This window comes from Sphaerochaeta sp. (assembly GCA_022482495.1).
Classification (GTDB): Bacteria; Spirochaetota; Spirochaetia; order Sphaerochaetales; family Sphaerochaetaceae; genus RUG023.
Map to the genome: position 1 here is coordinate 41909 of JAKVPA010000007.1, position 26213 is coordinate 68121.

Consider the following 26213-nt stretch of genomic DNA (forward strand, 5'->3'; position numbering starts at 1 on the left):
TGGGGCATCATCACAAAGACTGAACGGAACGGGCGTCCCATTGGGGCGCCCACTTTGCTTACCGAAAATACCGGTACGCCCCTCGGAACAAGGCGTCATCCGGACGATACGGCGTATTGCGGTACAGGTTGGTTCCGTACCGCTCGCTGTGCGCCATCCGGCCGAACACCCTTCCATCCGGGCTGGTGATCCCTTCGATCGCCCAGAGCGACCCATTGGGATTGTCCGGAAGATGCATCGTCGCCTCCCCGTCTTCGCTCACATACTGCGTGGCGATCTGCCCATTCTTTTGCAACTCCTCCAATACCGACCGAGGGGCGACGAACCTCCCTTCCCCATGGCTGATGGGAAGCAGATCCACCTGTCCGACCCGTTTTTCGGAAAGCCACGGGGAGAGCACCGAGCACACCCGGGTACGGACCAGCATGGACTGGTGGCGCCCGATGGGATTGAACGTCAACGTCGGACTCTTCTCCGTCACATCGCAGATTCTCCCGTAGGGCAGCAACCCCAGCTTGACCAACGCCTGGAACCCGTTGCAGATACCCCCGACCAGCCCCCCCCGTTGATCCAACAGGCGACTGACCTGTTCGGAAATCTCAGGATTGCGGAGGAACGAAGCGATGAATTTCCCCGACCCATCCGGCTCATCGCCACCAGAGAACCCTCCGGGGATGAACAGCATCTGGCTGTCCGCCAACGCCTTGGCGAAGATTTGGGCGCTTTGCTCCACCGCCCTCTTATCCAGGTTCCGGACCACCAACACCTTGGGACGGAACCCCGCCTCGGAAAGCGCCTTGAAGAGATCCATCTCGCAGTTCGTCCCGGGAAAGACAGGGATCACCACGGTGGGACGGACAGAGGCCTCAGGCGCATGGGTGCACACGCACCGCTTCGGACTGGTGATGGTCTCCACCGGTTCGGCACCCTTGTCCGCCATGCGTGGATAGATAGGTTCCAGCGCCCCTTCCCATGCCCGCTCGGCTTCCCTGAGGTCAAGGTCGATCCCCCAGCCGGTTAGCCGGTATGCGGTGGTCGTAGTCCCGATCACCGGAAACACGGAATCGACGGAAGCATCCAATTCCAACACCAACGCCCCATACCGGGGGGGGAACAAATCCGCTTCGGTAGTCACTTCCACGCCGATGGCATTGCCAAAGGCCATCACGCACAGCGCTTCGGCAAGCCCGCCCGAGCCCAACGCCCGGGCGCTGTACACCTCCCCCTGTTCCATCAACTGATGGATTTCCCGATACATCCCGGGAAGATCCTCACGCTCACAGAGGACGATCTGGTGGCCTGCCTGCTGGAAATGATCCAGCACCACATTCCGGGCGTCATGCATCGCCACGGCGAAGCTGACCACCGTCGGAGGCACGTCCATCGAACCGAACGTTCCGCTCATCGAATCCTTCCCGCCGATGGCCCCCACCCCGAAGGACAGTTGGGCGGAGAACGCTCCCAGCAGCGCCGAAGTGACCGCGCCCCATTTCTCCGGCGCATCAGGCTTTCCGAAGAACTCCTGCAGGCTGAGCCACGCGCCGGAAATATCGCACCCCGCGGCGACCAGCTTGGAAAGGCTCTGGATCACCGCCATACGGCCACCCAGGAATGGATTCCGCTTGGTCAAGGCGGGATCCCCGCCCCAGGCCATCACCGAACAGGCATTGGTCCGTCCCGACGTGGGAAGCAGGGCGCACATCACCTGGGCCGGCGTCTTCTGCCGCCGACCGCCGAACGGCATCAACACCGTACCGGCGCCGATGGTGGAATCAAACCGTTCGGACAATCCCTGTTTGGAACAGACATCCAGGCGGGAAAGAAGTTGCAGCACCGCCTGGTTGGAAGGAGAATTCACCGAAGAAGTCATTGCGTTGGGCATGGGAATCTTCACCACGGCATGCTTCACCGCACCATGGCTGTCCAGGAACGAACGGGCGATATCCACGATGACCTGTCCACCCTTATGCATCACCAGACGCTGGCTGTCGGTGACGACGGCAACAGCCGTCGCCTCCAGATTCTCCCGAGCCGCCAACGCGCGGAAGCGATGCACGTTTTGGGCATCCACCACCACAGCCATCCGTTCCTGGCTCTCGCTGATGGCCAGTTCCGTCCCGCTGAGGCCCTGGTACTTCACCGGCACCTTGTCCAGGTCGATCTCAAGCCCATCGGCAAGCTCCCCGATGGCAACGGACACCCCGCCGGCACCAAAATCGTTGCACCGCTTGATCATCCGGCTGACCTGGGGATCACGGAAAAGCCGCTGGATCTTCCGCTCCTCTGGAGCGTTGCCTTTCTGCACCTCCGCCCCGCACTGCTGCAGCGAACTGCCATCGTGCCGCTTGGATGAGCCGGTGGCCCCACCGCACCCGTCCCGTCCGGTCCTTCCTCCCACAAGAAGCACCACGTCTCCCGCCTGGGGCTCCACCCTGACCACATGGTCGGCGGGAACCGCTCCGATGACCGCACCCAGCTCCAGATGTTTGGCGCGGTAATCGGGATGGTACAGCTCATCCACCAGACCGGTGGCAAGCCCCACCTGATTGCCGTACGAACTGTAGCCCCTGGGCCGCGGTGACGGCCAGTTTGTGCTGGGGAATCCGGCCGGGAAGCGTCGCTTCCACCGGTTCCCGCGGGTCTCCGCACCCGGAGATCCGCATCGCCTGGTAGACGTATGCCCTGCCGGAGAGGGGGTCCCTGATCGCCCCGCCGATGCAGGTCGCAGCCCCGCCGAACGGCTCGATCTCCGTCGGATGGTTGTGTGTTTCATTCTTGAAGAGAAGCAGCCACGGCGCCCCGTCCACCACCACCTTCACCGTGCACGCGTTGATCTCCGGACTCTCATCCAGCGTGGTGAGCAAGCCCCGTTTCTTCAACGCTTTCGCCCCGATGGTGGCGATGTCCATCAATGTCACCGGAGACGTACGGTGAAGTTCGTTTCGGACCGTCTGGTATTCCTCCCACGCCGCCTTCGCCTGGGAATCCTCGATCTCAACCTCATCCAGATGGGTGGAGAACGTGGTGTGCCGGCAGTGGTCGGACCAGTACGTGTCGATGACCCGCATCTCCGTCGCCGTGGGATCGCGCCGGACGGAACGGAAATAGTCCCGGACGCAGGACAGGTCGGCGTCATCCATGGCAAGGCTCCATCGCTTCCGCTCGGCATCCAGGTCCTGGCTGTCCACAAACCCATGAAGGACCGGTTCGGCCGCCACGGCGTTCTGCTCCGTGGCAAGCGTTGTGGGAAGATCCATGGAGGCTTCCCTGCTGTCCACCGGGTTGATCACATACGCCTTGATGCGCGCGACATCCGCTTCGGAGAGCGTCCCGTACAGGTAGTACAGCAGGGCGCTTTTCACCACCGGCCGCTCTCCCTGGCTCATCAGCTGAATGCAGCACTCCTGCAGAGTCGGACCGTTGATCGAACTGACCGGGCAACGCCTCCACGGCAAACACCACCGCACCGGAGATGGAGGGCATCTGCTGTGACCAGAGGTCGACCTGCGGCTCGGAAAACACCTTCTGCGCAGCCTGGAGGAACATCGTCCTCATCCAACCCCTGCACATCGTACCGTTTGACCATCCGCAGCCCGGTCAGCCGAGAGACTCCCAGGAACGAAACGATGTCTTCCTGAGGGATGCCTCCGCCTGCCGGAACTCCGGCCTCTTCTCCACAAACACCCGTCGGACCATCATTCCCCCAACAGCGCCCGGCGACCAATGTCCTGGCGCAGATACCGTCCTTCGAACGAAACCTTTTCCGCGGCCCGGTAGGCCGCGGTAATGGCTTCTCTGAGCGTCGGCGCGGTTGCCGTCACATCCATCACCCGACCGCCACTGGTCAAAAGCTTTCCACCCACCTTCTTCGTCCCGGCATGGAACAACAGCGCCCCATCCGTTTCCCCGATGGTGATCTCCCTGCCCCCCTGATACGAGCCAGGATATCCGCCACTGCAGAGCACAACAGAACAGGCCGCCTGGGTGGAGAAACGCACATCTTTGCTCTTCAGTGAGCCTGAGCGTACCTTCTCCATCACGGAGAGCAGGTCACTCTCCAGCAGGGGAAGCACCACCTGCGCTTCCGGATCCCCGAAACGGCAGTTGTACTCGATGACCTTCGGACCATCGGGGGTGAGCATCAGACCAAAGTACAGGCACCCTTTGAACGGACAGCCTTCGCTTCGCATCGCTTCCACCGTGGGAAGGAAAATCGTTCTCATCGCCTGGTCGGCCACCTGTGGGGTGTACCAGGGATTGGGCGCCACCGCCCCCATCCCGCCGGTGTTCGGGCCGACATCCCCGTCCCCGACCCGTTTGTGGTCCATCGAGGAGACCATCGGCACGATGGTCTTTCCGTCGGTGAACGACAGGACGGACACCTCCGGTCCGGTAAGAAACTCTTCGATGACCAAGGTTTTCCCACTCTCTCCGAACGCCCCATCTTCCATGGCCCGTCGGACGGCTTGCTCCGCCCCTTCCCTGCTCTGGGCGATCACCACACCCTTGCCAAGCGCCAGCCCGTCCGCCTTGATGACCAAGGGAAGCGGAGCCTTTTGTACGTACGCCAGCGCTTTGGGAAGATCGGTGAAGATTTCATAGGATGCGGTGGGGATGTGGTATTTCCACATCAGATTCTTGGCGAACGCCTTGCTTGCCTCAATCCTGGCCGCCTTCCGGTCCGGACCGAAACAGGGAAAGCCTGCGTCTTCCATCACATCAACAAGACCGGAAGCCAGGGGATTGTCCGGTCCGACCACCACGAAACCGATCTGGTGGCTCCGGGCGAAATCAACCAAGGCGGGAAAATCCATCACCCCGATGGGAACGCTCTCTTCGATGCCTCCGTTCCCGGGAGCGCAGTACACCCGCCCGACATCCTTGCTACGTTTCAGCGCCCAACAAAGCGCGCTCTCCCGTCCGCCTCCACCGACCACCAGGACATCCACGGCAACCTCCTCAGTGATGGAACAACCGGATCTTGTTGCAGACCATCACGATATGATGCTCATCACACGCCTTGACCACATCCTCGTCCCGCAGCGATCCGCCCGGCTGGACGATGTAGTCCACGCCGCTCCGGGCCGCCCGGTCGATGTTGTCCCGGAATGGGAAGAACGCGTCGCTGGCAAGCGCCACGCCCCGCACATGGGACAGATACTCCACCTTCCGCTGGTGGCTCATCGGCTCGGGCAACACGGAGAAATACGCCTTCCACGCATCCCCTTCATCCAACCGAGTCTCCGGCTCATCAGCCAGGTACTGCTCCACCGCGTTGTCCTTCTCGTTACGGGAAAGGGAAGGAAGGAACGGCAGGGAAAGCACCTCTTCGCTCTGGCGCAGATGCCACAAGTCCGCCTTGACACCGGAAAGCCGGGTGCAGTGGATCCTGCTCTGCTGACCCGCCCCCACTCCGATGGTCTGGCCGTGTTTGGCGTAGCAGACCGAGTTGGACTGGGTATACTTCAGGGCGATCATGGCGACGATCAGATCGCGTTTGGACGCCTCGGGGATATCCTTGGCCATGGTGACCACCGGAGTGAGCACCGACTCGTCCAGCACCACGTCGTTGCGCTTCTGCTCGAACCAGATGCCGAACACTTGGCGGCGCTCGATGGGATCGGGCTGGTAGGCGGGATCGATGGCAAGAACGGTGTACGCCCCATTTTTCTTTTCTTTGAGCAGCGCCAACGCATCCTCGTCATACCCCGGGGCGATGACGCCATCGGACACCTCACGCTTGATGCACTTCGCCGTGGACAGGTCGCACACATCGGAAAGGGCGACAAAGTCCCCGAAGCTGGACATCCGGTCGGCCCCACGGGCACGGGTATACGCCACGGCCAGCGGGGAGAGCTCCGTCTTTGCGGGAATGAAGTACATCTTCCGTTCCTTCTCGTCCAGCCCAACGGCCACGGCAGCCCCGGCGGGACTGACATGCTTGAACGAAGTGGCTGCGGGCAGTCCGGTTGCCGCCTTCAGCTGGGAGACCAGCTGCCAACCGTTCAATGCGTCCAGCAGGTTGATGTACCCCGGCCTACCGGAGAGCACCGTCAGGGGAAGATCCCCGTTTTCCATGAAAATCCGAGCCGGGCTCTGGTTCGGGTTGCATCCATACTTCAATCCAAGGCTTTGCATCACATTCCCTCCCGTGCATTGCAGATGATCTGACGAAACGAAGAAGACGACCGGTCGATCGTCCGAACCACCAGCGAGATCCGGTTGTCCCGATCCAGCGCGTCCCACAGCCCCGTGGCGATCCCAGAAGCGTCCCCATGCACCCGGCATTCCCGGGGCTCTCCGGAGAACGACGGAAGCGGAGATCCATCATGGTCATAGGTGTGGATCAGATGGGCCACTCCCGGCTGGGGCGTATAGCTCCAGGACGGCCGGTCGCACTGATCATCCTTCTTCCTGAGGATGGAAATCTCATAGGAAAAGACCGGATCCAGATGGAGCACGGCGCTGATACGCGGCGTGTAATGGGGAGCGTCCGGCTCGTACCGCCGCGTCCGCAACGCCTCAGAAAACGACGAACCCGCCTCCAGCCCCTGGACGATGGTGTCCGTCTGATCCCCGTTGGTCACCACCACATCGTGGCCCCACCGACGCAACCGCCCGGTAGATGATCAGGCTGGGATCGGAAACCAGCGCCGGATCATACGGCCGGGTGAACAGGTCGGGACCCTCGGCCCGAAACACCCGGTTTCGGCTCTGCGCCGACCGTCCCATGATGAAATAGGCGAACAGTGGTTCGCCCTCTTCGGTTTGTCCGACCAGAATCCCCCGACCGGGATACCGGTTCCCCTGCAACAATGTTTCCAGTTCGTTCATGCCATACCCCTGCATACCTGTTCCGCCGCCCGTGGCAGCAGCACCCACTCCGCCTGTTCCATCACTCGCTTCTGTAGGATCTCCGGCGTATCCCCGTCCTGTACCTCAACCGCCTTCTGGGCGATGATCTCCCCGCCATCGGGAATCTCATTGACGAAGTGCACCGTCGCTCCGGTCACCTTGACCCCGCGGGCCAGAACCGCCTGGTGGACGATGAGCCCATAATAGCCTTTCCCGCAAAAACTGGGAATCAACGACGGATGCACGTTGATCATACGGTGAGGAAAGTGTGATACGAACGCCGGACTGAGGATGGACAGGAAGCCGGCCAGGATCACCAGGTCGGCATCCCCCACCGCTTCAAGCAACAGACGCTCGAACGTCTCCTGCCGTTTTCCTTTTCTGGCAACCACCTGGGCGGGAACGCCATGGTCCTTGGCCCTGACCAACGCAAAAGCGTCCGGGCGGTCGGCGATCACCTTGACGATCCGACCATGGGCAAGAACCCCGTGTTTCTCGGCGTCCAACAGCGCCTGCAAATTGGTGCCGCCTCCGGAGCAGAGGACGACGATCCGCTTCACCACAGCTCGACCCCCTTCTCCCCGTCGACGATCTCCCCCAGCCGATAGGATCCCGGAACGACGGAAAGCGCCGCCTCGGCATCCTGTTTGGCGACGATGACGATCATCCCCACCCCCATGTTGAACGTGTTGAACATATCCCGTTCCGAAACGTTCCCCACCCGTTGGATCAACGGGAAGATCGGTGGAATCCTCACATCCTTTTCCCGGATACGGATCCGCTTTCCCTCCGGCAGGCACCGGGGCATGTTCTCCTGGAACCCTCCACCGGTAATATGGGCGGCGGCCTTGACGGTCACCCTGAGAGGCGAGCTCCAACAGCGGCTTGACGTAGATCACCGTCGGGGTGAGCAGCACCTCCCCAAGCGTCCTGCCCCCCAGTTCCGGATACTGCTTCTTTACCGCTTCAGGATGAGCATCCAGCCCAAAGACCTTGCGCACCAGGGAGAACCCGTTGGAATGGACGCCGCTGGACGGGAAGCCGATGACCACATCCCCGGCCTGCATGGTACTCCGGTCAAACAGCTTCCCCTTCTCCACCACGCCGACGGAGAAACCCGCAAGATCATATTCATCGGGAGGATAGAAGCCCGGCATTTCCGCCGTCTCCCCGCCGACCAGTGCGCATCCGGCCTGCCGGCACCCTTCGGCCACTCCCTTGACGATCGCCTCGACCTTCAGGGGATCCAGATGTCCCAAGGCGATGTAGTCCAGAAAGAACAACGGCTTGGCGCCGCAGGTGATCACGTCGTTGACACACATGGCCACGCAGTCGATGCCCACCGTATCGTGCCTGTCCATCAGAAACGCGAGCTTCAGCTTGGTCCCCACCCCATCGGTGCCGCTTACCAGCACCGGATGCCGGATCGTTTCATCCAGCTCAAACAACCCGGAGAAATCCCCGATGCCGGACAGGCATCCGGGAATCATCGTCGACGCGGCATGCCGCTTGATCAACTCGACAGCCTGGTAGCCCCGGGTGATGTCCACCCCGCTGTCCCGATAGCTGTCACTGTGGCTTTCATTGTTCATCGCTCGCCCCCTCGGCCAACCGGTCCTTGCCCAGCGGAGTCTCCGGGGAAACCGGATAATCCCCGCTGAAACAGGCCGTACAGAATCCTCCGACATCCGGATGATCACTCAGTTTCGTCACGTTCTCCACGGAGAGGAACCCCAACGAGTCCACATCCAGCAGGCGCCGCATCTGTTCGTCGGAGTACCGGTAGGCGAACAGCTGGCTGGAGGAGTCGATGTCCGTGCCGAAATAGCACGGATGGAGGAACTTCGGCGCGGAAGAACGGAAGTGCACTTCCTTCGCCCCGGCATCCCGAAGCAGCCGGACGATCCGCCGGCTGGTCGTCCCACGGACGATGGAATCGTCGATCAACACGACCCGCTTGCCTTTGACCGTCGAGGAGACCGGGTTGAGCTTGATGCGCACCTGGTCCTCCCGGTTGCCCTGCCCCGGCTGGATGAACGTCCGGCCGATGTACTTGTTCTTGATGAATCCGATGCCGTACGGAATGCCGCTCTGTCGGCTGTATCCGATGGCCGCGTCGATGCCGCTGTCCGGCACCCCGATGACCACATCGGCCTGGGCGGGATGCTCCAGGGCCAGAAACGCACCGGCGCGGAGCCGTGCAATATGCACCGAAATGCCGTCCACCAAGGAGTCCGGACGGGCGAAGTAGATCAACTCAAACACACAGAGACGCTTCGGCTTGGTACCGCAGAACGTCCGATGCGACGAAAGCTTCCCATCCCGCACCGATACGATCTCCCCCGGCTCCACATCCCGGAGGAACGTGGCCCCCACGGCATCCAGCGCGCAGCTTTCCGACGCGAAGACGTACCCGCCTTCGGGAAGCGTGCCGATGCACAGCGGCCGGAATCCAAAGGGATCCCGGACGGCAAGCAGGGAGGAACGGGTCATGATGACCAAGGAGTACGCCCCCTTGATCACCTGCATCGTCTTTTCCATCGCTTCCTCGATCGTCGGGGTGGTGAAGCCTGCTCCGGGTGAGGATGTAGGCGATCACCTCGCTGTCGCTGGTCGTGTGGAAGATCGAGCCTTCCAGCTCCAGACTGCGCCGCAGCATGGCGTCATTGGTCAGGTTCCCGTTGTGGGCCAGTACCAGCGAGCCCTTCAGATGGTCCACCACCAGCGGCTGGACATTGCTCAGTTTCCCGCTACCCGTCGTACCGTAGCGGGCGTGGGCCACCGCCATCGAACCTTGTCCGAGCCTTTCAGAGACCTCTGGTCGAAGACATCGTGGACCAGGCCCAGGCCCTTGTGCGTCGTGATGGCCCCATCCCGGTTCACCGCGATGCCACATCCTTCCTGACCACGGTGCTGCAGGGCGTACAGGGCGTAGTACGCCTTGTCCGCCACATCCCCCTGGGCGGGAAGCCACATGCCGAATACCCCGCACTCCTCGTGGAGTTCCGCCATGATTAGGCTCCCATCAGGCGCAGAAGCACCTCGTCGTACGCTTCCTCCACGCCACCCATGTCCCTGCGGAACCGGTCTTTGTCCAGCTTCTTGCCCGTCTTTGCGTCCCAAAACCGGCAGGTGTCCGGGGAAATCTCGTCGGCCAGAATGATCGTCCCGTCGGGAAGCCGGCCAAACTCCAGCTTGAAATCGACCAGCTGGATCCCCACCCCGGCGAGATACTGGGAAAGAATCTCGTTGATCCGGAAACTGTACGTGGCGATGGTCTCCAGTTCTGCGGGAGTGGCCAGATTCATTGCGGCGATGTGGTACTGGTTGACCATCGGATCCCCCAGCTCGTCGTTCTTGTAGGAATACTCCAGCACCGTCCGGGAAAGCTTCGTCCCTTCGGCAAGCCCCAGCCGCTTGGACAGCGAGCCGGCGGCGATGTTGCGGACGATCACCTCAAGCGGCACGATGGACACCTTCTTGCACAGCGTCTCCCGATCAGAGAGCTGCTTGACCACATGGGTGGGGATCCCTTTGTCGGAGAGGAGCTCCATCAAATGGTTGCTCACCTTGTTGTTCACCACCCCTTTGCCGGCGATCGTCCCTTTCTTCAGGCCGTTGAACGCCGTCGCGTCATCCTTGTACTGGATGATCACCAGATTCGGATCGTCCGTGGCAAATACTTTCTTCGCCTTCCCTTCATACAACTGCTGGTTTTTCTGCATCACTACCCCCTCATATGCAAACAGGGTTTCCGTTACGAGCGGAAACCCTGTTCTACGGTTGCGTTTTCCTGGAGCACCGCAGCCTTCATCCGGCTGCGCTCCGTGGTGAGCTTTGCGGTAAGATCCGGCTCGCCAAGGGCCAGAATCTCAGCGGCAAGGTATGCTGCGTTCTTGGCGCCATCCACCGCTACGGTGGCCACCGGGATGCCGCTGGGCATCTGGACGGTGGAAAGCAGCGCGTCAATCCCCCCAAGGCTGGCGGAGATGGGCACGCCGATCACCGGAAGAATGGTGTTTGCGGCGATCACGCCGGCAAGGTGCGCCGCCATACCGGCACAGGCGATGATCACCCCCACACCTTTTTCAACGGCGGTGCGGGCGAACGCGATGGCCTCATCCGGTGTGCGATGGGCGCTGTATACCTGTACGGTGAACGGGATTCCCAACGAGTCCAGGACATCCGCGGCCTTCCGTGCAACGGAAAGATCACTGGCGCTCCCCATGACAATGGCGATGGTTTTCATACTTCCTCGTGGTGTGTTGATGCCACCATCCTACCGGGAAGTGCTGTTGCGTGACAAGCAGTTTTGCAACAAAAACACAGAAAACATCGTAACTTTGCAACAGCTCTGCAACAAACAAGGCAAGAGAAAAGGGCGTCCGCCGGGACGCCCCTTTCCGTTACATCCGAATCTCCTTCCGCTGAAACAGCACGTACCCCAGTGCGAAAACCAGAATCACCGACGCGAAGAACGCCGTCATCTGCGGCCAGATCAACAGGACGCTCTGTCCGAACGGCAGAGGGTTGCCCATCATCGCGCCCTGCACCTGGGAGAACAGCACCACCCCCAAAGAGCGGGTCGTCGGGCTGAGCATGGCGACGGACGCCTCCACGTACAGGTTGTACGGGCTGAAACGTCCCAACGCGACGGAAAGCTTCGCCGCCGTGTACTCATCCCCACCGCTGGCAAGAACCGCCACCACCTGGCTGATCATCGGCCAGAAGATCATGAAGAACAGCCACAGGGCGATGGAAACCAACGCCGAGACGGCGCTCTGCCGGAAGATGATGGACATCGTCATGGCGATCATGTACCACAGGAGCCCGTACAGCAGGGTGATCACATAGTACATCAACGCCCGGGCGATCTGCTCCCCTGTCGGCGGCACGCCGAGGAAGAACATGGCGCACCCGATGACCAAAAGCCACAGGGCCAAAAGCACCACACCCATGGCGACCAACGCGCCCAAGGCCTTCCCGAAGAGCAGCACATCCCGGTAGATCGGCTGGGACAGCAACCTGCCCAACGTCCGGTTCTGGTATTCGCTGTTGATGGCGTCAAACCCCAGGGCGATGCCGGTCAGCGGCACCAGAAACGAAATGAACGACATGAACGACGGGATGGGGTTCTGCGCGATGGTGAACAGGGAGAGCAGCATGTAGGAGTCCTCCCCGACATACGAGCGGAGCGTCCGCGTCGCCACGTACAGGCTGGAGCCGGCCGTCAGCAGAATCAAAATCATCAGCACGACCATTCTGACGCTGCCGGTATACTCGCCCAGCTCCTTGACGAACACCACGTCCAGTCCGGTCAACGCCGAACCTTCACGTTCCTTGCTCTTCATGGCTCACCTCCTCGAACGCATGCTGGTAGATATCCCCCAGCGAATGGTACAGCAACGACAACGACATCAGGTTCTCCCCGCTGGCGAATACCGCCTGGGAGACCTTGGCCCGAAGATCGGTGGCGCACTGCAACACCCAATGGGACGAATCCTTGCGCTCCACCTTCCCCACCCCTTGGATGGCGGAGAAGACGGGAAGCAGATCCTTGTCCCCATCCACCTGCACCTCCACCAGCTTGTCCGGACCGAAGTACCGGCGGGACAACTCGTCCAGCGAGCCGTAGCCGATCAACTTGCCTTGGGAGAACAGGCCGACACGGTCACAGACGGACTGCACCTCGTCCAGCTGGTGGCTGGAGATGAGGAACGTCATGCCCTTCTGTTCCTTCAGCGTGCGGATCATCTGCAGAAACTCGGAGGTGCTCTGCGGATCCAACCCTGGGTCGGCTCGTCCAGAATGGCGATCTTCGGCTGTTTGACCAGAATCTCGGCCAGACCCAGACGGCGCTTCATACCGTGGGAGAACGTCCGGGCCTTGTCATGCATCCGGTCGGTCAGCCGCACCGCGTCGAACGCCTCTTCGATCCGCTTCTTCCGCTCATCGGCATCCAAACCGAGGAACCGGGCGGTGTAGTCCACGTTGCCATAGGCGCTCATCGTGTCGTAGAACCCGATGTCATCCGGCATGTAGGCCACCTGCCGCTTGACGGACAGCGGCTTGCGGAACGGATCGCACCCAAGCACGCTGACCGCCCCGGAGGTCGGCTCCAACAGCCCGAGGAGCATCAAGATCGTCGTCGTCTTGCCCGAACCATTGGGTCCGAGCAGACCGAAGACCTCGCCCTCCGTCAGGCTGAACGATATGTCATCCACGGCGGAGACACCCTTGACGTACTGTTTGGTCAGGTGCTCCACCGAAAGGATTTCCTTTTTCTCCATGCTTCAGCCTCCTACCGACGGCCGAATTTCTTCACCGCGAAGACCAGAAGCACCGCAGCCGCGGCGATGATGATCACCGACACGATGCCCCACAGCGACGAGGTGCGCACCGTGATGCGGTACTGCTCGGAGATGTTGCCGGAGTTTTCCGAAGAAGCGGAAAGCGTCAGGCTGTAGTCACCGGTCAGCGCTTCAGAAGACGGACGGATCGTCGCCTTGACCGTCGTGGTGTCCCCCGCAGCCAGGCTTTCCACCGTGGATGGGTTGAACGTCACGTTCCAGTTGGACGGCGTCGACGAACTCAGCTTGATGCCCGACGCGTCCGCCGTGCCGCTGTTCTTCAGCTCCAAGTCAAACACCTTGTCCTTGCCGGCGACCGCAGTGCCGGAAAGCAACCCTCCCTTGCCGGTCAACGAAAGCCTTGCCTGTCCCTGCACTTCCAGATTCTCCGTGACGAACGCGCTGGCTTCCGAGCTCTTGGCCGTCACCGTGACGGGATAGGTTCCTTCCTTCACCCCCTGGGACGGTGTGACCGTCACCTTGATGGTCTCCGACGCGCCCGCCTTGACGGAAAGCGTATTGACGTTCCCCGTACCGTATGCCTGGCTGAACTTGGCGGAGAAGCCATCAGGAAGCTTGGCGTACAGGTCGACCAACGTCTCCGTCGCGCTGTTGTTGCGCAGTTCCACCTGGAAGACGAAATCGGAATCCGGGGAACCCTTGACGGACGGCAGTTCGGTGGACAGAGCCAGACGCTGCGGCAGTTTCTTGCCAAGCGAGACGGTCAGCGGCAGCGTGTACGAGACACCGTCCTGTCCTTTGGCCACCACGTTGAACGAGTAGGTCGAACCGGTCTTCGCCTCATCGCCGGGGATCACCCACAATTGGATGGTAGCGCTCTGCTCCGGCTCGGCGAACACCGCGTCAACCAACGCACCCCCGCCGACGAACTGGGAATCCCAGCCATCCGGCAACCCTTCCACGGAAAGGTTGACCCGCTGCGGAGCGAGATTGTAGTTGCGTACCGTAAGATTGAACGTGATCATCGACGTATCACTGACGTTCAATGAGGGGTAGGTCGTCGAAACGGACAACCCCTGGTACTCGGCGAACACGCATCCTGCGGACAAAGCCAGCAGGAGCCCCAACATCACACCAAATCGAACCTGTTTGCGAACCATACGTATTCCTCCATACGTGCTTTCACGTCAAAAGAAATACACAGGCTTGGTCAAATCGTCAACTTTGTGATAACCGACAGTTGTAGTGTGTTTGTCTGGGAAAAGAGAGAAACACCATCAAAAACGTCACGACATCATGGCATCTGTTGACAGTCGTCACAGATTCCACCGTTTCTTCACATTCACCTTTGACGCTTCATATGAACATCGTGCAACTTCAGGCGCTTGTACGTTTTGACGATTCCTTCCAGACGCCGCTTGCACAGATGGAACGCCGGAACCAGGAAGCAGTCGGCCAGAATCCACGCCACGGGAGAGGCAAAGCAGACGGCGGGGAAGCCCCAGACGGGGACGAACACCAAGGCAACGACGCTCCGGGCGATCATCTCGAACACCCCGGAGAGGATGGCGAACGTCCCGAACCCCATCCCCTGGATCATGAACCGGTAGATGTTCACCCAGGCAAGGGGGAAGTAGAACAGGCTGTTGATAATCAAGAACAGGTGGGATTCGTCTCGGATCTGGTCCTGTCCTGCGCTGAGGAACAGCATGCTGAGATCGCCGCCCCAGAAATACATCACAGCGAACGCCGCTGCCGAATACAGCGCCGCAACCAGCGAGCAGTCCAGAATACCGGTCCTCAGTCGGTCAAACTTCCCCGCACCGGTGTTCTGGCCTCCGAAGGTGGCCATCGTTGTCCCCATGGCGTCAAACGGCGTGCAGAAGAACAGGCTGATGCGCGAGCCGGCTGTCACGGCGGCGACGGCGGAGGAGCCCAATGAGTTGACGGACGCCTGGAGAATGACGCTCCCGATGGCCGTGATGGAATACTGCAGCCCCATCGGCACGCCGTTGGCGCAGAGCGGTTTCCACAATGCCGTCCGCACTTTCTTCTCATCCGCCGTGGAATTCAGCACGGGATACTTGCGCTTCATGTACCACAGGCAGGCGAATCCGGAGACTCCTTGGGAAAGGATCGTGGCATAGGCCGCACCCGCCACATCCCAGTGGAAGACCAGGATGAACAAGAGATCCAGGAAAATGTTCAGAACGGAGGAGAAGACCAGGAAGTACAGCGGCGTCTTGCTGTCCCCCAGCGCACGGATGATGCCGGAGACCATGTTGTACAGGATGGACAGCGGGATGCCCAGGAAGATGATGCGGATGTAGATCGTCGCCCGGTCCATGATGTCGTCCGGCGTGGACAGCAACGCCAAAAACGGCCGGCAGGTCAGGACGGTCAGCACCGTCATGCCGATGGAGAACAGGATACACAGCTGTTTGGTATTGGACACGTACTTGCGCATCAACGAATAGTCCTTCGCCCCGAACCGTTGGGCGATGGGGATGGTGAAGCCTGCGCACAGCCCCATGCAGAATCCGTTGATCATGAAATTCATCGAACCGGTCGAACCGACGGCCGCCAATGCCGCAACTCCCAGGCTTTTTCCTACAATAATGGTATCCACCACCGTGTAGAACTGCTGGAACAACGCACCCAGCCATACGGGGAGCAAAAATGAGAGGATCAGCCCCATCGGGCGTCCTTCGGTAAGGTCCTTGGTCATGCAATCGAAATGTAGGGGAAAACCGTTCCCTCTGCAAGAGGGTACCATATGTTTTCCCGATGAAAGGGGATCCCGAGGAGAAGCTGGAGGGGTTTGCCCTGCAAACCCCAACCTCGAGACCCCCGAACAGGAATTCCGCTCAGCTCTGGAACTTCCAGATGAAGTCGTCGACCATCAACTGATGTTCCAGATCCTCCGGCTTGGTGTCAGCGGTCAGATGGACGAATTCGATGCCCATGATCCTCGCCCAATCGCGCATCATTTCGGCCGTCACATCGTAGCTGAGCACCGTGTGGTGGGATCCCCCTGCGGTGATCCAGCACTCCAACGCCGTCTCGAACTCACCGGGGGACTTCCACATCACCCGGGCGACGGGAAGATTCGGCATGTCCAAAATCGGCTTGACGCATTCGATGTCCTGGCAGATCATCCGCATCCGCCCGCCCAAGTCAATCAAAGAGACGAACACCGCCTTCCCCGCCTTGCCTTCGAACACCAGACGTGCGGGATCTTCCTTTCCACCGATCCCAAGCGGATGCACCTCCACACGGGGTCGACCCTCGGCGATGGACGGACAAACTTCCAGCATGTGGGCGCCCAGACTGTATTTCTTCCCCGGGGCGAGATGGTAGGTGTACACCTCCATGAACGCCGAACTGCCGTTCTCCTTCAACCCCATCTTCTTCATCACGGCGGTCATGGCACTGACCTTCCAATCCCCTTCGGCGCCGTAGCCATATCCTTGGGAAAGAAGGTGCTGGGTTGCCAGTCCGGGAAGCTGCCGCATGCCGTACAGATCCTGGAACGTATTGGTGAACGCGCCGCACCCTTCGGCATCCAGCATCCGGCGCATGCCGATCTCTTCCCGTGCCTGGTAACGGATGGCGTCGATGTTGTCCGTGTTGAAGTCGTAGGAGGCGCGATAGGTGTCCATCAGGGCATCGACGTCCTTGTCCGTCACGTTCTCCATGTATGCGTCCAGATCCCCGACCGGCCAGGTGTTCACCTCCCAGCCGAACTTCTTCTGCGCCTCAATCTTGTCCCCTTCGGTTACGGCGACATCCCGCATGTTGTCTCCGAAGCGCATCACTTTCAACGAACGGGACGCAGCCACGCCGACGCACACCCGCATCCAGTCGGCAAGCCGCGTCTGGACGCTTTCTTCCTTCCAGAACCCGGCGATCACCTTGCGAGGCTTGCGAAGCCGCGCTCCGATGAACCCATGCTCCCGGTCCCCATGGGCTGCCTGGTTGAGGTTCATGAAATCCATGTCAATTTCTTCGTTGGGGATGTCCCGGTTGTACTGGGTGGCCAGATGGCACCACGGTTTCTGCAGGTTCTCCAACGCGTTCAGCCACATCTTGCTCGGACTGAACGTATGGCACCAGGTGACGATGCCCAGACACTCCGGACGATAGTTCGCCTCCCTGACAAAGTCAGAGAGCTCCTTGCTTGTCTTCGCCGTACCTTTGTAGACCAATGCGTAGGGAAGATGGCGGGACAACTCGCCTGCCATTTCCTTGCCACGCGCCTCGACCGTATCCAGCACTTCCGGACCATACAAAAATTGGGATCCGATCACCAGCCAGAATTCCTTTTTCATTGTGCATCCCCCTTCTTCGCCCCGTGTTTCCGATTGAGCACCAAGCTCTGGACCACCAGGAACAGACAAATCATGATAGCGACCGTGATGTTGGTCCACCACGCCTCATCCAACCCCAGCGACGTCACGATGTTCTTGATGGTGCTGAGGCTCAAGACGCCGAACAACGTACCGATGATGTTCCCCACACCACCGGTGAGCATCGTCCCTCCGATGATCGAAGAGGCGATGGCGTTCATTTCCGCTCCCGTCGCGTGGCTCGGAGAACCCGAACCGACATGGAGGAAGTAGACGAAGCCTCCGATACCGGCCAGCAAACTGCACATCAGGTAAGCGATGAACTTCGTCCTCCGGGCATTGACCCCCAGCATGATGGCGCTCTGCAAGCTGCCGCCGACCGCATAGAACGAACGGCCGAGCTTCGTCCAACGAAGGATGAAGAAGAGCACCGCCACCACAAGGAGCGCCACCACCACCCCGATCTCCACATAGGCGGGCACGTACTTGCCCAGCTTGTTCACCGCTCCCATGAACGGTACGTGAAGCCGAGTAGCCTTCAAGGCTTGAAACGCCGCGTTCTTCACGTTGAACTGGGTGTTGTTCACGATGGTCGTCATGCCTTTGGCGAAAAACATGCCGGCCAGCGTCACGATGAACGGCTGGATGTCCAGGAACGCCACCAGGAACCCCTGGACGATCCCATAGGCAAGCCCGATGCCCAGGGCGAGCATCGCGGCGGAAAAGACCGTCCCCCCATGATAGTCAAGATGCACCGCGCAGCTCATGCAGACCAACGCCGTCAACGTCCCGACGGAAATATCGATGCCTCCGGTGATCATTACCAGACTCATGCCGCAGGATAGGATGATCAACGCGGCGTTCTCGTTCAGAATGTTGAAGAATGCCTGGGGCTTGCGGAATCCCGCCCCCAGGAAGACCACCGCGGCAAGATACATCAGAAAGAACACCACGATGGTGATGAACAGAAGCATGTTGGTGTCCGACAAACTGGTGAACCAATTGGTTCGTGTCTTGGTCGTTTTCATTTTGCCATCCCCTCAGGTACGGTCTTCCGCGGAGAAATCCGCAGATGGCCTGTTTTGCTTTGGCAAGGAGCCGACGCACCGTCGGCGTGCTCAGCACGACGAGGATGATGACCACCACCGCCTTGTACGCGGGAAGCGCGCTGGAGGAGACATTGAACTTGTACAGCGTCGTCGTCAGGAACTGGATGACGTAGGCGCCCAGGATGGAGGCGCCCATGTTGAATTTGCCGCCGGCCAGAGAGTTGCCTCCCAACGCTACGGCAAGGATCGCGTCCATTTCGATGTCCTTGGCGATGACCGAATAGTTGATCGTGGAGAACCGTGACACCTTGATGAAGCCTGCTACGGCGACGCACAGGCCAAGAATCACATAGGTGAGCAGCTTGACCGTCTTGGGGTTGATGCCGTTCAGCCGGGACGCGCTGGCGTTGATGCCCACCGCCTGGGAGTACAATCCCAGATTGGTGCGCTTCAGCACCAGACTGATGACGATCATGCAGATGATGGCGATGAACACCGGAGTAGGGATCGGAATGCCGGGAATGTAATTGCCGAAGTATCCGAACCTCGGATCACTGATGATCGGGAGTTCGTTGTTGTTGATCCACGCACCGATGGAACGACCGGCGGTGTACAGGATCAACGTGGCGACCATCGGCTGGATGTTGAAATAGGCGACCAGCACGCCGTTGAACGCGCCGAAAAGCATCGCCACCATGCAACTGACCAAGAACGCCACGATGATCGGCGCCTGCAGCGTCTCAGGACGGGAATTGGTGCCGCACAGCACCCGGAGCACCACGCTTCCGCTGATGGCGATCGCCGCGCCGACACTGATGTCCTGTCCTCCGGAGGAGGCGGTGACCAGCGTCATGCCGATGGCAAGGATCACCAGCTCGGACGCGTTGTCCAGAATGGTGATGAGATAGCCGGAAAGCACCGGATACCCTGCGTTGTTCTGGGAGAGCGTGATCTTGAAAAACGACGGATCGGCGATCAGATTGAACACGACCAGCCCCAACAACGCCGCCAGCGGAATGAAAATCTGCTTGTTCGACCCTCTGAATGGATTTCTTCCTTTCATTTCTTGCCATCCCCCCCTGCGATCGTCATCATGATGGTATTCTGGTTCATGCGGTCCCCAGAGAGTTCCCCGACCATTTTCCGGTCCCGCATGACAATGAGCCGTGTGCAGGTACGGAGCATTTCATCAATTTCCGAAGAGATGAACGTCACGCTCTTTCCCTGTTCTTCCGCAAGCCTTCTGACCAGCTTCTGGATCTCCACCTTCGTCCCGATGTCAATGCCACGGGTAGGCTCGTCCAAGATCAGGAAATCCGGATTAGCCAGAAGCCACCGGGACAGGATCACTTTCTGCTGGTTGCCACCGGAAAGCGACTTCACCGGCGTATCCTGCGATGCCGTCTTGATATCAAGCAACTTGATGTACTTTTCAGCGAACTGCTGTGCCTGGGAGTATTTGATGGGATGTCCGAATCCCTTGAGGACCTGCAGCGCCAGGATGATGTTGTCCCGTACGGACAAATCCCCGATGATGCCATCGTTCTTCCGGTCCTCGGGAAGATAGCTGATGCCACTTCGCATCGCGTCGATCGGTTTGGCGATCTTCACCTTCTTTCCATTGACCTTCACCACACCGCCGAGCACATGGTCGGCGCCATAGATGGCCCGGACACATTCGCTTCTGCCCGACCCGAGGAGACCGGTGAACCCATTCACTTCTCCTTTTGGGCACGATCTTCGTGCCATTACCCAAAACGTGTACGTTAACGGATGTACAACTTTATTGTAGGCCTCGTTTTTCCCAGCTGTCAACAAAAATTATCGGGAGTTGTCAAAATCCTGCCTATCCCCTCCTTCCGGTTGACAATTCCTGGTATTCCACAGATGCTAAAAGCAGTGAGGTGCACATGAAACGTATCATCCTGCTTCTCGTAGCGGTATCTCTGGCCTGTTCCATGGCATTCGCCGATTACCTGTACGACCAACCAGACTCCCTTCTCGGAGTCCGCTCTGGGATGACCTGGGCATATCAAAATGACACCCGAACCCCGTTGTTCGACGCGGAAGTGAAACTGATCAAATTCCTTTCCGCCGACCTTACCAAAGGTTTTGCCGTGGGGCTGGGTATGGAAAAACCACTGAGCGGGACCAACCAAAATGATCTTCTGTTCCTCACCGACCTGGGGTTCGTGCAGCGGAAATTCATCAACCAGCAACTGTGGCTTGCGGGGGAGCTCGGCATGTTCGTCCGGCTTCGTTCCCATCAGGGGACCCTGTCGGCAGCATACGGACCCATGGGGGACGTTTCCCTCACCCTCGCCTTGAACCAGGATGCCAATCTTTCCGGTGGCGGTACCATACGGTTCCCATTGGGCGGAGAGGATGCAGACGGCATCGCCATCTCCCCATACCTGATGGTTACGCTTCGATTCTGAGGAAAAAAGAATGGTCATTTATTTCAGCGGTACAGGAAACAGCAGGTTCGGAGCGCGCATCATCGCCCAGACGCTGGGAGACGAACTCTGCTCTCTGACGGATATGCTGCGTGACAAAACCAAGGGGCTCCACTCGGAGAAACCGTGGGTGTTCATCACCCCAACCTATGCCTGGCGGATGCCACGCTTCGTCGATGCGTGGATACGACGCACCACGTTCACCGGCAGCACCAAGGCGTACTTCGTCATGACCGCAGGCGGTGGTGTTGGCTCCGCCGGAAGGTGGCTCCAGCTTCTCTGCAAGGCAAAAGGATGGGAATACAAAGGGCCTTGGCGCCGTCCGCATGGGTGAGAATTACCTGGCGTTGTTCCCTGTCCCCACGTCGGAACAAGGGCTGCGGATGGCGCAGACACGCCGCACCCGCTTTGAGAAATTCGCCCATACCATCCAGGAAGGGGGAGTGATTGAGACGGACCGCTCGATGACCCGCATGGGATGGCAGAGTTACGTCACCAATCCGTTCTTCTATGCGTTCATCGTCAAGGACAAAGGATTCTGGACCACCTCAGCCTGCATCCACTGCGGAAAATGCGCCACCGCCTGCCCGCTGGAGAACATCACCATGGCAGGCGGGAATCCCCGGTGGAACGGCAATTGCACCCACTGCATGGCCTGCATCACCACCTGCCCCGTCCAGGCCATCGAATACAAGCACGCCACCCAAGGGAAACCCCGGTATCATTTGGATTGATCAGGCACAAAGCGTGCCAGCACCAAGGCATTCCCATGGCTGTCACGCTTCCACCCTACGATGTCCTTTGGCTGCAACGCTAATGGTGCGCTGACCGTCTCCGTCCCATCCGACAGCAGGACGACGAGCTGATGGGTGGTGGGGATGAAATAGGCAGGGTTCCCCTGCACATCCCCCACCTTGATGCGCCCCGTTCCCTGAGGGATGACGGGTCCGTCTCCATAGGGGAACAACGAAGAGAGGATCTGTACCTCCGCCGTCTGGATGGCCACATCACGTCCTGAAGAACCATCGCCACCACGCTTTCCCCATCCGATGGTGTACATCACCCCATTTTCAGCGGGAACAACCTTCCCCACTCCGTCAAACGATTGGACGGGAAGGACAAACGGACCATCCCCATCGGGAAAGTGAAGATACCGGATGTCATCTTTGTCATAGCTGACCGAAGAAGGGATCCGGGCGGCCAGCCAGCCCTGCCGCTCTTCCACCACCTCCACCAGGGCCAAAGGCACGATAGGCGCTTCTTCCGTCCGCAACGTATTCCCGTCCAATGTGATCCGATGGGAGATTATTCCCGTCCTGCTCGTCATAGTGGAATGAAACGGAGGCGGGATAAGCATTGGTAACCAATTGCTCTCGTGTCACCGTCCGTAGCTGCGCTCCCAACAGCCGGCGTGCATCCGTTTCCAGTGAGGCTCATCCGATCCCGTCACCACCGACATACAAGGACCCGTCGCACTCTCAGCGACCACGCCCTGGCTGGAGTGACACCCCCTCATCCGTCACATACCCGACGGATGACGTCTTGACGTCTGCCGATGACTCCTTCACCGGTTCAGGCACCACCGTTTCTTCCACCGATGGTTGTTTTTTGCATCCTACGACAAACGTCAGGACGCCCAACAGGATGATCACTCCACGTAGTTTGCTTTTCATGGGATCATCGTACCGGGAAACCCGACAAAAAGGAACGGGGAGACTCAGCTACACTCCTGATTGATGGAAGCGATCAAACGGGGAAGCTGAGGCTCGAACTTCACTCCATACCAGTGCTGGGGATCATCCACCGTCCCTTCAATGCAGGAGAGGGTGTAGTCCGCGGCGATGCGCGCCGCGTCAAACAACGGGATGCCCCTGAGCAGGGAGCCTACGAACGCCGAGGCGAACACATCCCCCGTCCCATGACAGCTCCGTTCGATCTTCCGATGGCGGTACAGTTTCCTCTCCTTCCCGTCGGCGACGATCACGCCGGTCACCCCAGGTTCCAGGCTGACGCCTTTGAGAATCACCGTCTGCATGCCAAGCGAGGCAAGCGCATCAAGCAACCCATCAATGTAGGCTTGGTCGTATGTTTCCCGATAGGGAAGCCCGGTCATCAGAGAAGCCTCGGTGATGTTGGGCAGCACGATGTCTCCACTGGCGCATAGTCCCGTCATCGCCTTGACGAAGGGAACGTCAAATCCGGGATACAGGTTTCCGTTGTCCGCCATGGCGGGATCGATGATTCGTTTGGCTCCCGGTCTCCCCATGGAGGAGAGGATATCCTTCACATAGGAAATCTGCTTCACGCTGCCAAGATATCCGGTGTAGAAGGCGTCAAACAGGATGCCTTCCTTCTCCCAATGTTTCTGAATCAACGGAATATCCTCCGTCAGATCACGGAACGTATACCCCTTGAAGCCCCCGGTATGGGTGGAGAGCACGGCAGAAGGAAGCGGACACGCTTCCAGTCCGCAGGCAGAGATGATGGGAAGCGCCACAGTAAGGGAACACTGCCCGACACAGGAGATGTCCTGGATGGTAAGCACACGAAGATAGGCCATATGATTCCTCCCGGAAAACAATTTCCCCCATGGTATCCGTTCTCTTGAAGAAGAACAACCGACGGCAGGTATCAGCAAAGAAAAAAATCTCTTTTGTTTCCATCCAGAACAGGATGATGGATAATTACCTTATCACGAACTTCACCGTCTGGAAGGAGGAACGCATCATGGGCGAAGAAGTCTTCATCGTCATTGCCATTGTCGTCGCAATCATCATCTGGTTGATCTGCAGGGAACTCAACTGCTGGTATTGGAAAATCAACAAACGGATAAGCCAGTTGGAAGAAATGAACACCAACCTGGAACACATGAACAAAACGTTGGAACACATCGTCTCATGTTTGAGAGAAACACCAAAACGCCAGGAGACGCTTCCCCCACCCCAAGGGTGACATCCATCCCATTTTCGTCCCCTAAAAGATGATTGCCATTTTCCAAGAAATAGGATAGGATAACCATCGTCACGAAACGCGCTTGTAGTCCAACGGTTAAGACGCGACCTTCCCAAGGTTGAGACGCGGGTTCGATTCCCGTCTGGCGCTCTTTCCTCCCCGGTTATCAAAACCGGGGTTTTTTCTTTTTATAAGCCATGGTACCGCCCTCTACAACGAATACGTCACCCCCACCGTCACCTGCAGGTCATCCGTTTCCGAACCTTTGCTGTTCTGCCAATTCCAGATCTTGAGGTAATCCGTCTGGCAGAACAGATTGAGATGGGAAGTGAACGTGTAATTCCCTTTGATGCCCACCACCATCGTATACGAGGCGGCGTTTCGTGTCGTCTGGGCATCAGAGTCGTTGAAATTCATCGTCTGGTGACTGGTTGTGGGGCTGGTGTTGTCATCATCCCGTCCAATCCGAGTCCATGCGGTGAATGCGTCGTGGGTCCCGTGGATCATGAAGAACCCGTTTCCTTCCACTGACCATTTGCCAAACTGTTTCAGACCCCCATTCAGGTTGAAGACGATGGCGTCACACCCATACCGGTATCCCAGAAACGTCGTGTGGTAGAAGAAATCGTTATCCACATGGAATTCCCGGAGTGCGACGACATATCCCAACCCATAGGAATCCTGGGTATAATCGCCATCATCACGCAAATACAGATACGGATCCGTATAGGCGGCTTCCAAAGAAGCTTTCGCCACGACCCCCGCAGTTCCGACCGGTCTTTCAAACCGGAGGCCCAGCAGATAGCCCATGGCATTGGGATTGATGGCTCCGGTACCCACCAGTTCGTTGGATGCTGCGAATTCATCCATAACAACCTGTCCGTAGATGTTGAAATGAACCCAAGGCGTCCAGTCAAGTTCCAGACCCAACAACGAATTTGCGTTGGAACGGATGTACAGATCATGGTAGATGACCGCCGGTGACAACACCCGCAAATCCAAGGAACTCGCTTTATTCTGATACATGATGCCCTCGGTAAGCGTGAACCCCACCTTGTCATGGAACATCCTCCATTCCAGACGGTGTGCCATGAACATGAAGATCCCATCGGACGTTGCCTCACCGGCATTGGTTCCCTGATCAACCACCCTCTTCCCCCAGTACGCATCCGGATACGGAAAGAACGAGGTGACGAACGTGTATTTGTACGATTTGCCGAACGCGGTGAAACGCGCCATGTTGTGGTACTTCAGATTGTCCCCCAGAAACAGATTTCCCGTAACACCATTGCCCCAGGAGAGCCGATCCCTCCCCACCTGGACACTCCACCATGGCCCGCCCATGGCGACGAACGCCCGGTACGGGACATTCATGTCGATATCAGAGGATGTCGCAGGATATACGAACGGAAGATTGGTGGAAAACGTCTGGGATCCGAATCCACGACGAAGGGTATAGGTATTACCAATGGAGATTTCCGAGTATCCGTACATGTTGTCACCCGGCCAGCTCTCCAACGAAAACGTCAGCGCAGGCTTCTGATCCAGAAACCCGCGGACCCATTGGTCCCTCCCGACAAAGTCCGCCGTATTGGTATGGGCGTACCCCTCCAACGTGGCGTCCACCCCCCAGGTGAAACTCACGCCCTTGGGATCGGAGATCTGTGGTTCACCCGCAAACGTATCTTCAATGTATTGATAGGTCTTCCTTGCAGAAGAGGAAAGTTTTGTCTGATCAATCTTCTCCAGCATCTTCGCCAGCTCCGCCTGGCTGTACGGAGCCGTGCCGGATGGCTGGGCAAGCCCTTGGTCGAGGTACAGCACCCGAATGGCGTCAACCACCTGACTCTGTACCGGATATATCTTTTGCTGGTTCGGCTGAGCAGCCCATCCCAACCCCGCAGCCACCCATAGCACGAAAAAAAGGAAGCTCCATTTTCCTTTTTTCACAGTTCCTCCCCCGTTTGAACACAATACCTGTTTTACGGTGTATTATCAAACATTTTCTTCCAACGAGTCTTTTGGAATGTTTACAAACGAAACAAAAATATTTTGCACAACAGAGGTCATAAGAAGCCCTCGCGCGCCCTCATTCCTGTCATACACATCTGGGTAGTTTCTGTGGAATGCCGCAATATGCATTCTCATTATCTCACAAATACAACGGTACAGTTGTCCAAAAAATAACAGATTTTGTCATTCTAAACGCAATCAAAAAACTCGTATACATTAAAGATTCAC

At 58.7% G+C, this 26213-nt stretch carries 26 protein-coding genes, 1 tRNA gene and 3 pseudogenes; 4 read left to right on the forward strand and 26 right to left on the reverse strand.

Going from position 1 to position 26213, the window contains the following annotated elements; genetic code table 11:
- Positions 1-58: 58 nt before the first annotated feature.
- From LKE28_08540 to LKE28_08645, 22 genes and pseudogenes are all read right to left on the reverse strand, one after another.
- Positions 59-2542 (reverse strand): phosphoribosylformylglycinamidine synthase, encoded by a 2484-nt coding sequence (locus LKE28_08540; GenBank protein ID MCH3908268.1) that lies wholly within the window; start codon positions 2540-2542, stop codon positions 59-61.
- Complete coding sequence (locus LKE28_08545; GenBank protein MCH3908269.1) at positions 2514-3386, reverse strand: hypothetical protein; 873 nt, start codon at positions 3384-3386, stop codon at positions 2514-2516. The genes LKE28_08540 and LKE28_08545 overlap by 29 nt, the downstream gene beginning before the upstream one ends.
- A gap of 309 nt (positions 3387-3695) precedes the next feature.
- Positions 3696-4949, reverse strand: a complete 1254-nt coding sequence (gene purD, locus LKE28_08550) for a phosphoribosylamine--glycine ligase (protein ID MCH3908270.1) — start codon at positions 4947-4949, stop codon at positions 3696-3698.
- Between the two features lie 10 nt (positions 4950-4959).
- A complete protein-coding gene (locus tag LKE28_08555; protein ID MCH3908271.1) occupies positions 4960-6138 on the reverse strand; it encodes a phosphoribosylaminoimidazolecarboxamide formyltransferase in 1179 nt (392 codons plus the stop codon).
- Positions 6138-6587: an IMP cyclohydrolase gene (locus tag LKE28_08560; protein MCH3908272.1), complete on the reverse strand. Its 450-nt coding sequence runs from the start codon at positions 6585-6587 to the stop codon at positions 6138-6140. The genes LKE28_08555 and LKE28_08560 overlap by 1 nt, the downstream gene beginning before the upstream one ends.
- Positions 6523-6834 (reverse strand): IMP cyclohydrolase, encoded by a 312-nt coding sequence (locus tag LKE28_08565; GenBank protein ID MCH3908273.1) that lies wholly within the window; start codon positions 6832-6834, stop codon positions 6523-6525. The genes LKE28_08560 and LKE28_08565 overlap by 65 nt, the downstream gene beginning before the upstream one ends.
- A complete protein-coding gene (purN, locus tag LKE28_08570) occupies positions 6831-7418 on the reverse strand; it encodes a phosphoribosylglycinamide formyltransferase (GenBank protein MCH3908274.1) in 588 nt (195 codons plus the stop codon). The genes LKE28_08565 and purN overlap by 4 nt, the downstream gene beginning before the upstream one ends.
- Positions 7412-8447, reverse strand: a pseudogene (purM, locus tag LKE28_08575) (phosphoribosylformylglycinamidine cyclo-ligase). The gene purN and the pseudogene purM overlap by 7 nt, the downstream one beginning before the upstream one ends.
- Positions 8437-9396 carry an amidophosphoribosyltransferase gene (locus LKE28_08580; GenBank protein MCH3908275.1) on the reverse strand — a complete coding sequence of 320 codons (960 nt, stop codon included), beginning with the start codon at positions 9394-9396 and terminating at the stop codon, positions 8437-8439. Before LKE28_08580 ends, purM begins: the two are co-directional and overlap by 11 nt.
- 94 nt (positions 9397-9490) lie before the next feature.
- Positions 9491-9643, reverse strand: a pseudogene (locus LKE28_08585) (class II glutamine amidotransferase).
- Positions 9595-9867: a hypothetical protein gene (locus LKE28_08590; GenBank protein MCH3908276.1), complete on the reverse strand. Its 273-nt coding sequence runs from the start codon at positions 9865-9867 to the stop codon at positions 9595-9597. Before LKE28_08590 ends, LKE28_08585 begins: the two are co-directional and overlap by 49 nt.
- A gap of 2 nt (positions 9868-9869) precedes the next feature.
- Positions 9870-10580, reverse strand: coding sequence for a phosphoribosylaminoimidazolesuccinocarboxamide synthase (locus LKE28_08595; GenBank protein MCH3908277.1), 711 nt, complete (start codon positions 10578-10580; stop codon positions 9870-9872).
- A 32-nt stretch (positions 10581-10612) separates the two neighbouring features.
- Complete coding sequence (gene purE, locus LKE28_08600; GenBank protein MCH3908278.1) at positions 10613-11104, reverse strand: 5-(carboxyamino)imidazole ribonucleotide mutase; 492 nt, start codon at positions 11102-11104, stop codon at positions 10613-10615.
- A 157-nt stretch (positions 11105-11261) separates the two neighbouring features.
- Positions 11262-12206, reverse strand: a complete 945-nt coding sequence (locus LKE28_08605; GenBank protein ID MCH3908279.1) for an ABC transporter permease — start codon at positions 12204-12206, stop codon at positions 11262-11264.
- Positions 12187-12609 carry a hypothetical protein gene (locus LKE28_08610; GenBank protein ID MCH3908280.1) on the reverse strand — a complete coding sequence of 141 codons (423 nt, stop codon included), beginning with the start codon at positions 12607-12609 and terminating at the stop codon, positions 12187-12189. The genes LKE28_08605 and LKE28_08610 overlap by 20 nt, the downstream gene beginning before the upstream one ends.
- Positions 12606-13145 (reverse strand): ABC transporter ATP-binding protein, encoded by a 540-nt coding sequence (locus LKE28_08615; GenBank protein MCH3908281.1) that lies wholly within the window; start codon positions 13143-13145, stop codon positions 12606-12608. The genes LKE28_08610 and LKE28_08615 overlap by 4 nt, the downstream gene beginning before the upstream one ends.
- 11 nt (positions 13146-13156) lie before the next feature.
- On the reverse strand, positions 13157-14326 hold the full coding sequence (locus LKE28_08620) for an NEW3 domain-containing protein (protein MCH3908282.1): 1170 nt from the start codon (positions 14324-14326) through the stop codon (positions 13157-13159).
- 182 nt (positions 14327-14508) lie between these two features.
- Entirely contained in the window at positions 14509-15894 is a 1386-nt protein-coding gene (locus tag LKE28_08625; GenBank protein MCH3908283.1) for an MATE family efflux transporter, read from the reverse strand.
- 139 nt (positions 15895-16033) lie between these two features.
- On the reverse strand, positions 16034-17497 hold the full coding sequence (gene araA / locus LKE28_08630; protein ID MCH3908284.1) for an L-arabinose isomerase: 1464 nt from the start codon (positions 17495-17497) through the stop codon (positions 16034-16036).
- Positions 17494-18348: a sugar ABC transporter permease YjfF gene (locus tag LKE28_08635; GenBank protein ID MCH3908285.1), complete on the reverse strand. Its 855-nt coding sequence runs from the start codon at positions 18346-18348 to the stop codon at positions 17494-17496. The genes araA and LKE28_08635 overlap by 4 nt, the downstream gene beginning before the upstream one ends.
- Entirely contained in the window at positions 18260-19627 is a 1368-nt protein-coding gene (locus tag LKE28_08640; GenBank protein ID MCH3908286.1) for an ABC transporter permease, read from the reverse strand. Before LKE28_08640 ends, LKE28_08635 begins: the two co-directional genes overlap by 89 nt.
- Positions 19624-20313: an ATP-binding cassette domain-containing protein gene (locus LKE28_08645; protein ID MCH3908287.1), complete on the reverse strand. Its 690-nt coding sequence runs from the start codon at positions 20311-20313 to the stop codon at positions 19624-19626. The genes LKE28_08640 and LKE28_08645 overlap by 4 nt, the downstream gene beginning before the upstream one ends.
- A 161-nt stretch (positions 20314-20474) precedes the next feature.
- On the opposite strand from LKE28_08645, the gene LKE28_08650 reads away from it, so the two are divergent.
- A complete protein-coding gene (locus LKE28_08650; protein MCH3908288.1) occupies positions 20475-21002 on the forward strand; it encodes a hypothetical protein in 528 nt (175 codons plus the stop codon).
- 10 nt (positions 21003-21012) lie between these two features.
- Positions 21013-21754: pseudogene (locus LKE28_08655) on the forward strand (EFR1 family ferrodoxin).
- Here the strand turns inward: LKE28_08655 and LKE28_08660 are convergent.
- From LKE28_08660 to LKE28_08670, 3 genes are all read right to left on the reverse strand, one after another.
- A complete protein-coding gene (locus LKE28_08660) occupies positions 21742-22347 on the reverse strand; it encodes a hypothetical protein (protein ID MCH3908289.1) in 606 nt (201 codons plus the stop codon). The pseudogene LKE28_08655 and the gene LKE28_08660 sit on opposite strands and share 13 nt — an antisense overlap.
- 151 nt (positions 22348-22498) lie before the next feature.
- Positions 22499-22693 carry a hypothetical protein gene (locus LKE28_08665; GenBank protein MCH3908290.1) on the reverse strand — a complete coding sequence of 65 codons (195 nt, stop codon included), beginning with the start codon at positions 22691-22693 and terminating at the stop codon, positions 22499-22501.
- Between the two features lie 44 nt (positions 22694-22737).
- A complete protein-coding gene (locus tag LKE28_08670) occupies positions 22738-23580 on the reverse strand; it encodes a pyridoxamine kinase (GenBank protein MCH3908291.1) in 843 nt (280 codons plus the stop codon).
- A gap of 167 nt (positions 23581-23747) precedes the next feature.
- Here LKE28_08670 and LKE28_08675 point away from each other — a divergent pair, with 167 nt between their 5' ends.
- Both LKE28_08675 and LKE28_08680 read left to right on the forward strand, forming a co-directional pair.
- Complete coding sequence (locus LKE28_08675; GenBank protein MCH3908292.1) at positions 23748-23972, forward strand: hypothetical protein; 225 nt, start codon at positions 23748-23750, stop codon at positions 23970-23972.
- A 78-nt stretch (positions 23973-24050) separates the two neighbouring features.
- Positions 24051-24122 (forward strand) — tRNA-Gly (locus LKE28_08680).
- 60 nt (positions 24123-24182) lie between these two features.
- Here LKE28_08680 and LKE28_08685 read toward each other — a convergent pair.
- Positions 24183-25814 (reverse strand): hypothetical protein, encoded by a 1632-nt coding sequence (locus LKE28_08685; GenBank protein MCH3908293.1) that lies wholly within the window; start codon positions 25812-25814, stop codon positions 24183-24185.
- Positions 25815-26213 lie beyond the last annotated feature (399 nt).

Coding starts and splice junctions, on each gene's coding strand:
- araA (MCH3908284.1), bottom strand. CDS start 17,497: ATGAAAAAGGAATTCTGGCTGGTGATCGGATCCCAATTTTTGTATGGT.
- LKE28_08595 (MCH3908277.1), bottom strand. CDS start 10,580: ATGCAGAAAAACCAGCAGTTGTATGAAGGGAAGGCGAAGAAAGTATTT.
- LKE28_08675 (MCH3908292.1), top strand. CDS start 23,748: ATGGGCGAAGAAGTCTTCATCGTCATTGCCATTGTCGTCGCAATCATC.
- LKE28_08590 (MCH3908276.1), bottom strand. CDS start 9,867: ATGGCGGAACTCCACGAGGAGTGCGGGGTATTCGGCATGTGGCTTCCC.
- LKE28_08580 (MCH3908275.1), bottom strand. CDS start 9,396: ATGGAAAAGACGATGCAGGTGATCAAGGGGGCGTACTCCTTGGTCATC.
- LKE28_08645 (MCH3908287.1), bottom strand. CDS start 20,313: ATGGCACGAAGATCGTGCCCAAAAGGAGAAGTGAATGGGTTCACCGGT.
- LKE28_08615 (MCH3908281.1), bottom strand. CDS start 13,145: ATGGAGAAAAAGGAAATCCTTTCGGTGGAGCACCTGACCAAACAGTAC.
- LKE28_08545 (MCH3908269.1), bottom strand. CDS start 3,386: ATGAGCCAGGGAGAGCGGCCGGTGGTGAAAAGCGCCCTGCTGTACTAC.
- LKE28_08605 (MCH3908279.1), bottom strand. CDS start 12,206: ATGAAGAGCAAGGAACGTGAAGGTTCGGCGTTGACCGGACTGGACGTG.
- LKE28_08565 (MCH3908273.1), bottom strand. CDS start 6,834: ATGAACGAACTGGAAACATTGTTGCAGGGGAACCGGTATCCCGGTCGG.
- LKE28_08660 (MCH3908289.1), bottom strand. CDS start 22,347: ATGACGAGCAGGACGGGAATAATCTCCCATCGGATCACATTGGACGGG.
- LKE28_08610 (MCH3908280.1), bottom strand. CDS start 12,609: ATGATCCGCACGCTGAAGGAACAGAAGGGCATGACGTTCCTCATCTCC.
- LKE28_08665 (MCH3908290.1), bottom strand. CDS start 22,693: ATGAAAAGCAAACTACGTGGAGTGATCATCCTGTTGGGCGTCCTGACG.
- LKE28_08555 (MCH3908271.1), bottom strand. CDS start 6,138: ATGCAAAGCCTTGGATTGAAGTATGGATGCAACCCGAACCAGAGCCCG.
- LKE28_08620 (MCH3908282.1), bottom strand. CDS start 14,326: ATGGTTCGCAAACAGGTTCGATTTGGTGTGATGTTGGGGCTCCTGCTG.
- LKE28_08650 (MCH3908288.1), top strand. CDS start 20,475: ATGAAACGTATCATCCTGCTTCTCGTAGCGGTATCTCTGGCCTGTTCC.
- LKE28_08640 (MCH3908286.1), bottom strand. CDS start 19,627: ATGAAAGGAAGAAATCCATTCAGAGGGTCGAACAAGCAGATTTTCATT.
- LKE28_08625 (MCH3908283.1), bottom strand. CDS start 15,894: ATGACCAAGGACCTTACCGAAGGACGCCCGATGGGGCTGATCCTCTCA.
- LKE28_08670 (MCH3908291.1), bottom strand. CDS start 23,580: ATGGCCTATCTTCGTGTGCTTACCATCCAGGACATCTCCTGTGTCGGG.
- LKE28_08635 (MCH3908285.1), bottom strand. CDS start 18,348: ATGAGTCTGGTAATGATCACCGGAGGCATCGATATTTCCGTCGGGACG.
- purE (MCH3908278.1), bottom strand. CDS start 11,104: ATGAAAACCATCGCCATTGTCATGGGGAGCGCCAGTGATCTTTCCGTT.